Origin of the sequence: Corallococcus llansteffanensis (genome assembly GCF_003612055.1) — a bacterium.
Classification (GTDB): domain Bacteria; phylum Myxococcota; class Myxococcia; order Myxococcales; family Myxococcaceae; genus Corallococcus; species Corallococcus llansteffanensis.
Window position 1 is genome coordinate 1 of sequence record NZ_RAWB01000498.1, and the last position, 7,366, is coordinate 7,366.

At 68.4% G+C, this 7,366-nt stretch carries 5 protein-coding genes; all 5 read left to right on the plus strand.

All coding sequences use genetic code 11. The features are described from left to right. Positions 1-832: hypothetical protein (locus D7V93_RS45360; protein WP_208723237.1), on the plus strand; the 832-nt coding region annotated here is incomplete at its 5' end. Between the two features lie 55 nt (positions 833-887). Beyond that, positions 888-2,960, plus strand: a complete 2,073-nt coding sequence (locus D7V93_RS33145) for a family 8 glycosyl hydrolase (protein ID WP_158623918.1) — start codon at positions 888-890, stop codon at positions 2,958-2,960. Between the two features lie 10 nt (positions 2,961-2,970). Then, positions 2,971-3,867 carry a glycoside hydrolase family protein gene (locus D7V93_RS33150; RefSeq protein WP_120647191.1) on the plus strand — a complete coding sequence of 299 codons (897 nt, stop codon included), beginning with the start codon at positions 2,971-2,973 and terminating at the stop codon, positions 3,865-3,867. A gap of 147 nt (positions 3,868-4,014) precedes the next feature. Next, entirely contained in the window at positions 4,015-6,060 is a 2,046-nt protein-coding gene (locus D7V93_RS33155; protein ID WP_120647192.1) for a serine/threonine protein kinase, read from the plus strand. A gap of 27 nt (positions 6,061-6,087) precedes the next feature. Then, a partial coding sequence (locus D7V93_RS33160; RefSeq protein ID WP_147451468.1) for a serine/threonine protein kinase occupies positions 6,088-7,366 on the plus strand: 1,279 nt, incomplete at its 3' end.

The following is a 7,366-nucleotide window of genomic DNA, read 5'->3' on the forward strand; positions in this document are numbered from 1 at the left end:
GACCCTCTCCGCCATCACCCAGCGTCCCGCGTTCCGGCCCACCCCCGCCACGCAGCAGGCCACCCAGACGCAGCAGGCTTCACAGACGCAGCAGGCCACGCAGCCCCCGGCGGTCCACCCCATCGTCCAGCGGTTCCAGACCGACAGCTTCGAAGCAGGGGCCTCGGGGACGCCGAGGACGCAGGCCACGACGCCGACGCCGCTGACGACGCCGGCGGGCGCCGGAGAGGCCGCCGTCAGCGCCGAGTCCGTCGTCCAGGCGGGCACGCATGGCGCCGAGCAGGTCTACCCGGAGCTCTCCTACGAGGAGAACCAGCAGTACAACGGCCACCCGGTGGGCTACTGGAAGACCGAGGTGTTCAACGCCGCCACGAAGGCGGGCGCCAGCCCGGAGGAGGCCGCGCTGCTGGTCGCGCAGTCCATGCAGGAGGGCGGCACGGACTTCAGCAAGAACGGCTCCGCCACCAACTTCGGGCCCTTCAACCTCAACAAGGACCTCATCCAGTCCTTCGGAGGCGACGCCGTACCGGGAGATCTGAACCAGCTCAACGGGACGGACTCGAAGGCCATCGAGCTCAACGTCGACGTCGCCCTCAATGCCATGCGGACGATGGGCGCCAACAACTACCTGCACCACGTGCGGGGCGGCGCCTCGAACTACACGGATCCCAACCAGCGCATCAGCAGCAACGTGGACGTCCGGAATGATGACGCCCACGCCTTCGAGCGCAGCCTGGCGAACAACGCCCACAAGATCCTCGCGGCCTACCAGGCGGATCCCAGCTCGCTGGCGACCAACCACCGCTTCGCCTCGGACATCCCCGCCATCTGAGCCCCCGACAAAGCCAGACAGCCGGTCCCTACACATCTTCCGAACGGAGCACTCCATGGCCTCGTCCCTCTCCATCAGCAGTTCGCGTCCCCAGCCCCCGAAGCAGTGGGACACCCGGGCCGGCCAGGTCCAGACGCCTCCTGTCATCCAGGACAAACGCGCGCAGGAAACGAAGCCCGTTCCGGCGCGCTACGAGGCGAAGGACGGCTTCGAAGCGGGGAAGAACACCGGCGCGGACTGGAAGGCGTTCTCCGGTCAGCAACCCCAGGAGCCACAGGGCACGACCGGCACGAGCAAGACGTTGGCGCCGAACCAGGCGGCGGCGGACGAGGCCATCCAGAAGAGCTATGCGGACTGGAAGGACAAGTACGTCACCGCCGACGGCGCCAACGGCGCGCTGCGCGTGCAGCGCCCGGAGAACAACCACGACACGGTGTCCGAGGGCATTGGCTACGGGATGATGCTGGCCGCGTACAACAAGGACCAGGACACGTTCAACGGGCTGTGGAAGTACGCGCAGGCCCACATGAACGAGAACGGCCTGATGAACTGGCAGCTCGACTCGCAGGGCGGGACCCTTGGCCAGAACGGCGCGACGGACGCCGACGAGGACATGGCCATGGCGCTCGTGGTCGCCGACAAGCAGTGGGGCGGCTACAAGGCGGACGCCGGCAAGCTCATCAACAACATCATGGAGCACGAGGTGGAGCCGGGCACGAACGTGCTCAAGCCAGGTGACAAGTTCGGCGGCTCGAACGAGACGAATCCCAGCTACTTCGCGCCCGCGTACTACAAGGAGTTCAGCAAGTTCACCGGCGACACGCGCTGGGACAAGGTGGCGGACTCCAGCTACGACATCCTGGAGAAGACGCTGCAGCAGCCCGGCTCCAAGGACACGGGGCTGGTGCCGGACTGGGTGGACGCCAACGGCAAGCCGCTGGAGCGCGGCCCGAACTCCTCCTACGACGCGATGCGGACGCCCTGGCGCATCGGCACGGATGCCGCGTGGAACGATGATCCGCGCGCGAAGGCGTACCTGGACAAGGTGAACTCCTTCTGGAAGTCGCAGGGCGTGGAGAACATCGGCGACAAGTACGCGCTCAACGGCGACCCGATCGAGAAGAACCACAACGCGGTCGCGGTCTCCATGGCGGCGGCGGGAGCCATCGCGGATCCGGACGCGGGCTACCGCGAGTCGATGTGGAACGAGATGCAGAAGGTCCCTGGCGGGAACTACTTCAATGACTCGCTGCGCTCGCTGGCCCTGCTCCAGACGGGCGGGCGGATGCCGCCGCCGTCGGGCGGAAGCACCTCGGGCACCCCGGGAGGCCAGACGGTGCCTCCGACCGATACGGTCTCGCAGCAGGTCCCCGCGAACACGGGCACGGGGCAGGTGGACGCGGTCTCGGATACACAGGGCGTGGAGAACGCGTATGGCCTGAAGCAGGCCATCGCGGACATGGACAAGCTCGCGTCGCTGCACCCCGTCGGGTCGGAGATGCATGGCGTGGGCGACGCGAAGCGCGCGGAGTTCGACAAGAACAAGCCCGCCATCGCCCAGGCCGCGCTGAGCGCCGCCCAGCGCTACTTCCCCGAGTTGCCGGTCCAGGACGCCGCGCGGCTCATCCTCGCGGACATCGCGCAGGAGTCCACCTTCGACCCGAAGCTCAATGTCGGCCCCAACGGCGAGGTCGCCCCGGACAAGACCATTGGCCTGCTGCAGCCCCGCGCGGCCTCCAATCTGGAGGACTTCCGCAACTACGCGAGCGGTGACGGACTGAAGCGCGCGGACGGCAGCGCGTGGGACCCGAAGGAGACGCAGGACCCGGAGCTGGGCAAGGCCTGGGAGAACGTCCACGTGGGCGCCTGGTACATGTCCCAGATGGCCCGACTGGGCGCCATCTCCGTCAACGAGCACTACCTCTGGGGCCGCGACGGCACCGCGCCCACCACCGTCCAGACGGGCCTGCTGTCCCACTTCATGGGCCCCGGCGGCGCGGCGAAGGAAGGCACGAGCAACCCCGACGCCGCGAGGTACCTGTCCATGGTCGGCGGGGAGATGGACTTCCTGGATGCCGGCCTCTCCCAGCGCATCTACGACACCGTGCTCAAGCCCGGAGCCGTGTAGCGTTCCCCCCATGACCCGCACCTGGCGCCTCCCGACGCTGTCCCTGGCCGTCCTGTTGCTGCCGCTCCTCGCGTGCGACCCCGCCGACGGGCAACCCCAGACAGACCCTCCCCTGCCCGTCTCCACGAAGAGCGCGAAGCGTGGTATTGCGTATGGCTACCATTCGGCGGCGGACCTGAAGGCGCTCTCTCCCGGGATGAGCTGGTGGTACAACTGGTCGCCCAAGCCCGAGGACGGCGCGGCGAGCGTCTACGCCTCCCAGGCCGTCACCTTCGTACCGATGGCCTGGGGCGGCACCCCCACCGCGGATCAGCTCGCGTCGGAGATCCCCGCGGGCTCGCAGTACCTGCTGGGCTTCAACGAGCCCAACTTCAAGAGCCAGGCGAACAAGACGCCCCGCCAGGCCGCGGCCCTCTGGCCCGTGCTGGAGGAGGTGGCCCGCCGCAAGCAGCTCAAGCTGGTGTCACCGGCGGTGAACTACTGCGGCGACTGCGTGTCGGAGGACGGCGTCACCTTCACCGACCCCGTGGCGTACCTGGATGCCTTCTTCAAGGCCTGCCAGGGCTGCCAGGTGGATGCCATCGCCGTGCACTGGTACGCGTGCGACCTGGGCGCGCTCAAGTGGTACGTGGGCCAGTTCAAGAAGTACAACAAGCCCCTCTGGCTGACCGAGTTCGCCTGCGGAGACCGCCCCGCCAGCGAGATCACCGTGGACGTGCAGAAGAAGTACATGGTGGACGCCATCACCTGGCTGGAGTCGGAACCCAGCGTGGAGCGCTACGCGTGGTTCTCCGGGCGCAACAATGAGATCCCTGCCATCAACCTGCTGGGGGCCTCCGGCGAGCTGACCGAGCTGGGCCGCCTGTACGTCACGCTCGCGGCCGGCACTTCGGCGCAGGCGCCCTGACCTCCCGCCACGACGCGGGGTGAGGCCCCGCCCTACATCCCCCAGGCCGCCTGCCCTCCGGCCGGAAGGGGGGCCACTCCAGCGTCAAACAGTCGGGGAGTCGTCTACTCGGCCCATCCAGGATTCTGGGGGTAAGGTAGGCCGGGAATGGCACTGCAAGCCGGAGACACCTTCGGGCGGTATGAGCTGGTGTCCTGGCTGGGCCGGGGCGGCATGGCGGAGACGTGGCATGCCCAGCTCGTGGGCGCCGCGGGAGTGACCAAGTCGGTCCTCATCAAGAAGGTCCTCCCCGAGTACGCCGACGACGAAGCCTTCATCTCCATGTTCATCAGCGAGGCGCGCATCTCCGCCACGCTCTCCCACGGCAACGTCGCGCAGGTCTTCGACTTCGGCCGGGTGGATGGCGAGTACTTCCTCGCCATGGAGTTCGTGGACGGCCAGCCGCTCCACCGCGTCCTCAAGCGCGCCATGAAGAGTGGCATGGCCGCCCTGCCCGTCCCCGTCGCCGTCTTCATCGCGATGGAGATGTGCCGGGGCTTGCACTACGCGCACACACGCACGGACAGCAGCGGCGCACCGCTGGGCATCGTCCACCGCGACATCTCCCCGGACAACGTCCTCGTGGGCTACGAGGGCCAGGTCAAGATCGTCGACTTCGGCATCGCCAAGGCGAAGCTCCTGCGGGGCTTCAAGACGGCGCCGGGCGTGGTGAAGGGCAAGTACCTCTTCTTCTCCCCGGAGCAGGCGCGCGGGGAAGAGGTGGATGCGCGCACGGATGTCTGGGCCACGGGCGTCGTGCTGTATGAGTTGCTGTGCGGCAGGCTGCCGGTGGATGGCCCGCCCCACGTCGTGATGATGAAGGTCGCTCACGGCGAGATTCCTCCGCTGAGCGAGCTGCGGCCGGACCTGCCCGCCGAGCTCAACGACATCGTCCTCAAGGCCCTGAACCCGGACCAGACGCAGCGCTTCGCCTCCAGCCATGCGTTCGGCGATGCGCTGGCGGGGTTCCTGTATTCGAACTTCCCGCGCTTCTCCGCGATGAGCATCGCGCACCTGCTGCGGGTGCTGTTCCGGGGCGACCTGCACCAGGAGGGCCGCGCGCTGGCGGTGCCGGACGACTTCCTGGCGGAGCTCAAGGCCTGGCGGGAGCCCTCGGCGCAGCAGCAGATACCCACCCGGCGGCTCCTCCGGGCGGTGCCGACGCCGCCTCCCGCTCCCAGCCCCGTGTCCGTCGTCACGCAGGACTCCCAGGAGACGGTCCGGCCTCCTCCCACGGACGCGGTGAACGCACCCACCCGGTCCCTGCCACGCCTGGCCCGGTTCGCCCTGGGCGGCGTGGCGCTTGTCGCGCTGGGCGGCGGCCTCTGGTGGGAACTGTCCCGGCCCGCGGCGCAAAGCCGCCTCCAGCCCGCGCCTGTCACGCCCGTGGTGCGAGCCACGCCCGTCACCGCACCGGAGCCGCAGCCCCCCGCCGAGGAGGATGCAGGCGTTGACACGGAGGATTCGGATCTCCTCGTTCCCTCGGAGCCGACACCGCCGACCCCGAAGCCGACGGTGACACCGACGAAGCCAGCCCCCGCCGACAACTGGGACGACGCGCGCGTGGCCCGGCTGCTGGCGGACATGGACCGCTTGAGCAAGAGCAAGGAACTGACGCAGGCCGCGAGGCTCGTCCAGACCTGCGTGGACGCCCTGCCCCGCAACGCGGACTGCCGGCTGACGGCGGGCCTGACCTACGAGCGGCTCCGGGCCTTCGACAAGAGCGCGCTCAACTACCGCGCCTTCCTGGAGGTCACCCAGGCCACGGATCCCCGGCGGGGCGCCGTCTCGGACCGCCTGAAGGCCCTGCCGACGCCACCGCGACGCAGCGAGCCCAACCCGACGACGCGGCCCGGTGGCGCCGCCAGCAGCAACGACCCGGAGCTGGACTCCCTGCGGAGCACGACCCTGCGGTTCATGATGCAGGAGCGCTGGGGAGAGGCCCTCAGCGTGGCCACGCAATGCACGACGCGGCTCCCCAAAGAGCCCGAATGCTACATGTTGCAGGGGGCCGTCCAGGCGAAGCTGGAACAGTTCCGGGAGAGCACGCAGAGCTATGAGCGGTTCCTGCTGCTCGCGCCCACGGACCATCCCAAGCGCCCCATCGTCTTGAAGAAGATGATTGAGAACAAGATGGCCACGTCGCCGAACTGATCCGCGATCGGGCTAGAGTACGTCCCTATGGGATTGCAAGCTGGAGACACTTTCGGACGGTATGAGCTGGTGTCCTGGCTGGGCCGGGGCGGCATGGCGGAGACGTGGCGCGCGCAGCTCATGGGCGCCGCGGGAGTGACCAAGTCGGTCCTCATCAAGAAGGTCCTCCCCGAGTACGCCGACGACGAAGCCTTCATCTCCATGTTCATCAGCGAGGCGCGCATCTCCGCCACGCTCTCCCACGGCAACGTCGCGCAGGTCTTCGACTTCGGCCGGGTGGATGGTGAGTACTTCCTCGCGATGGAGTTCGTGGATGGCCAACCCCTCCACCGCGTCCTGAAGCGCGCGATGAAGAGTGGCATGGCCGCGCTGCCCATTCCCGTCGCCGTCTTCATCGCGATGGAGATGTGCCGGGGCCTGCACTACGCGCACACGCGCACGGACAGCAGCGGCGCGCCGCTGGACATCGTCCACCGTGACATCTCTCCGGACAACGTCCTCGTCGGCTACGAGGGCCAGATCAAGATCGTCGACTTCGGCATCGCCAAGGCCAAGCTCCTGCGAGGCGTCAGGACAGAGCCCGGGGTCGTGAAGGGCAAGTACCTCTTCTTCTCGCCGGAGCAGGCACGCGGGGAAGAGGTGGATGCCCGCACGGATGTCTGGGCCACGGGCGTCGTGCTGTATGAGTTGTTGTGCGGCAAGCTGCCGGTGGACGGTGCGCCCCAGGTCGTGATGATGCGGGTGGCGCGCGGTGAGATTCCCGCGCTCAGCGAACTGCGACCGGACCTGCCCACCGAATTGAATGACATCGTGATGAAGGCGCTGACCCCGGACCGGGACCAGCGCTTTGAATCCAGTCATGCCTTTGGCGAAGCCCTGGCGGGGTTCCTGTATTCGAACCATCCGCGCTTCTCGTCACTGAGCGTCGCGCACCTGCTGCGGGTGCTGTTCCGCAAGGACCTGGTGCAGGCGGGCCGGCAACTGTCGGTGCCAGGGACCTTCCAGGAGGAGATGAAGTCCTGGGGTGCGGGCGTGGTGGTGCCGGAGCCCGTGACACCGGCGGTCCAGGAGGGAATCCAGACCCGACGCATCGCCCGGGCCGCGAAGCGTCCCAACACCGCCATCACGGGCACGACGGAGCCGGATCCTCCCGCTCCGTCGCCGGGCCCATCCTCACGCCGGATGCTCTATGGGGTGGGCGCGGGAGGACTGCTCGCGGCAGGGGCAGGCCTCTGGTTCATGCTGGGTTCACCCTCGCAACAGCCCCTCGCCGAGGCCCCTCCTCCCAGCCCCATCCATCCCTCGG

Bases quoted from the DNA above. Each gene is read 5' to 3' on its own strand.
- D7V93_RS33145 (WP_158623918.1), top strand. From the start codon at position 888: ATGGCCTCGTCCCTCTCCATCAGCAGTTCGCGTCCCCAGCCCCCGAAG.
- D7V93_RS33150 (WP_120647191.1), top strand. From the start codon at position 2,971: ATGACCCGCACCTGGCGCCTCCCGACGCTGTCCCTGGCCGTCCTGTTG.
- D7V93_RS33155 (WP_120647192.1), top strand. From the start codon at position 4,015: ATGGCACTGCAAGCCGGAGACACCTTCGGGCGGTATGAGCTGGTGTCC.